Source organism: Bacteroides caecigallinarum, from assembly GCF_016902295.1.
GTDB classification, from domain to species: domain Bacteria; phylum Bacteroidota; class Bacteroidia; order Bacteroidales; family Bacteroidaceae; genus Phocaeicola; species Phocaeicola caecigallinarum_A.
This window is the reverse complement of record NZ_JACJLQ010000086.1, coordinates 1-2,768: the sequence shown is the minus strand read 5'-3', so window position 1 is coordinate 2,768 and position 2,768 is coordinate 1. Positions and strand designations below refer to the sequence as shown.

Sequence of the window (2,768 nt, the reverse complement as noted above, 5' to 3'; positions counted from 1 at the left end):
AACCTACACTTGAGGACGGAACCACTTTCTTCGGCTCGAAGGTGGTGAATGACATGGAGAAGTTCAAGAGCATGAGCAACGCCATAATAGCGAACAGATATGACGCATGTTTGGATGACGTGGCGGACAAGGTTTATACAAGGGATATTTTCAGAAGGGATTGATAATATAGCATACTTACCCAAAAATATTGAATCTGTAAATTATGGAACTTTATATATCTACTATTAAAGAATTTATACAAAAAGGAGAGATTGTTGATACTATTATTGATAATCTACACCTGATACATGATAATAAGGATAGTAGAGAATATGTTATAAATAGGATTTCCGATTTTCTTAATACATTACAGGATGACCTGACAATTTTGGTTGAAACTGAATATGTTGACAAAGTCTATCGAGACAGCTATTATACACTTTATTCTACAAAACTAAGAGAATATTACCGTAATTGTGTTCGTATTTCATTCTTCACTCCTGAATTCAATGAACAGACTGAAATCACAGTTGAAAACATTGAAAAAATAAAAAACGCATACCGAGGCTTTTTAGTTTTACGGCCACTTGCTGAATGCTGTATAGGACGAAATGTGATTTCACCATCAGCAAAAAATAAAAGGTATCCCAGCATGCGCATTTGTAAAGCCAGTATTCCCTCTACATGTATGGGAATAAAAATGAGGGTAAGCGGTTTCCCTCATTCTTCACAAGACGGTGAAATGATGAGTTGTGCAGAGACCACCGTATGGAGTATATTAGAATATTTTGGGAACAAATATTCAGAGTATCGACCGGTGATGCCTTCGGATATTCTTGCTGCATTGAAACCGTTTGCCTATGAAAGGCAACTACCATCAGGTGGATTGTCGTTTGAACAGATTTCCAGTGCGTTGAAAAACCAAGGATTTGGCTGTAAGGTCTATGAACAAACAAATCCTATGTTCCAGGAACTCTTTACCTGTTATATAGAAAGTGGAATACCTTTAGCTGTATGCATACAGACCAAGGAATTCGGTCATGCAGTGGTATGTGTTGGCCGCAATGAAACCAATCGTACTGTCATTGATTCAGCCGGTACAATTAACATAATGGGAGGCAACTACTATGTCTGGAATAATAGTATTGAGCACTTCATTTTCAATGACGACAATTATCCTTCTTATCAGCATACAACCTTTAAAAAACCGACGGCTTATTACAATAGTAAAGACTGGGACAGCGGAAAAATAACCCATTTTATAGTACCATTACATCCTAAAGTTTATCTGGATGGTGAATTAGCCATTAAAGCCTCCAACTATCTGGCTATACGAAAATTGAATATACCTGAAATGTCTGTCATCAGAACCTTTCTGGCATCGAACCGTACATATAGAGAATATATAATGAGAAATCCTGATATGACAGAAGAGGCAAAACTTGTTTATCTACAAATAGATATGCCTAAATTTGTTTGGGTAACGGAAATTTCAGATAAAAAATCTTTCTTAAATAATAAAGTAAACTGTCTGATTTTACTGGATGCAACAGGTAGTAACATTGATAACGAAGGATATTCATCTCTTCTTTTCTACCAGAAAAGGGATGTCGGTACATTTTTCAACAAAAAAAATCGGTGGTTTGAGAATATTCCTTTATCTTTGCCGTCTCTATTTGAGGCTTTTAATGACAACCTAAAATAATCAAATAATGAAAAAATTTATTTCTTTCAACGAACTGGCAACACAAAAGAAGGTGCAGGTCATACCTATGGACTCGTCTGACGTTAAAGAGTTCAACCTTTACATGAAAAAGGCGGCACGTGAAAGTTCGAAGAACAGTCAGCGAGCGAACAGTACAGCATCAAATGCGTACCTTACAAGATGATAGTGTATTATGGATAACAAAATGATGGAATAATGGGATTCCCCCATATCCGGCAGAAGAGTGAACGCACGGGTATGGGGGAATTTTTAGTTTAGCAGGAATAATTAAATAGTCTTTACTTCCTCACAAAGGCGGACAGAGGGGAACTGCATAATTCCACAGGACGGTATCTTTGCATAGAAGTTAAACCACTAAACATTAAGGAATTATGGACAACAACTTGTACTACTCGGTGGCGGAAAAGAAGGACCCGAGAAACCCGGAACAGGAAGGATTGTATTACGCTCATGCACGCACGAAAGGGGTGCTGGACACTAAAGGACTGATTGAAAGAATAAGGAACAGAGGGACTGTGGGGAGTCCGGACATCGTGGCAGTGCTGATAACCATGGAAGATATTGTGACGGAGGCGCTGTGCAACGGGGAGATAGTGAGACTGGGGGAACTGGGGTCGCTGTCGCTGAGCGTGAGCAGCACGGGATGCAGAAGCAAGGAGGAATTCGACAGCAAACATATCACGAAGGTGAGGGCTATATTCAAGGAGGGAAGGACACTGAGGTGCGGAATGGCTACGGTGCATTTCAAGAAGGTGGAATAACGGTGTTTATAGGATTGGTATTTCGGAAACTTTTACGTAATTTTGTATCTGAAGCCTAACTTCATAACTTCATAACTTCATAACTTCATAACTTCATAACTTCATAACTTCTTTAACTTCTAAAAAAATGAAATACCCTATAGGAATACAGAATTTTGAAAAGATACGCGAAGGTGGGTATCTGTATATCGACAAGACGGACATGATATATGATCTGGTAAAGAATGGTGTGTATTACTTCCTGAGCCGTCCGCGCAGGTTCGGCAAGAGTCTGCTTATCTCTACGCTGGAGACTTATT

The 2,768-nt window shown here is 38.8% G+C and carries 4 protein-coding genes and 1 pseudogene; all 5 read left to right on the top strand.

Annotated features, from left to right (window positions below; genetic code table 11):
• Window positions 1–164, top strand: a pseudogene (locus H6A27_RS15260) (UDP-glucose 6-dehydrogenase); the annotation flags it as partial.
• A 41-nt stretch (window positions 165–205) separates the two neighbouring features.
• Window positions 206–1,687, top strand: a complete 1,482-nt coding sequence (locus H6A27_RS14145) for a hypothetical protein (protein ID WP_204509147.1) — start codon at window positions 206–208, stop codon at window positions 1,685–1,687.
• A 7-nt stretch (window positions 1,688–1,694) separates the two neighbouring features.
• Window positions 1,695–1,871 (top strand): hypothetical protein, encoded by a 177-nt coding sequence (locus H6A27_RS14140; protein ID WP_204405124.1) that lies wholly within the window; start codon window positions 1,695–1,697, stop codon window positions 1,869–1,871.
• Window positions 1,872–2,079: 208 nt separating this feature from the next.
• A complete protein-coding gene (locus H6A27_RS14135; protein ID WP_204405125.1) occupies window positions 2,080–2,469 on the top strand; it encodes an HU family DNA-binding protein in 390 nt (129 codons plus the stop codon).
• 127 nt (window positions 2,470–2,596) lie between these two features.
• Window positions 2,597–2,768, top strand: a 172-nt coding sequence (locus tag H6A27_RS14130; RefSeq protein ID WP_204509148.1) for an AAA family ATPase, incomplete at its 3' end; no start/stop codon positions are given.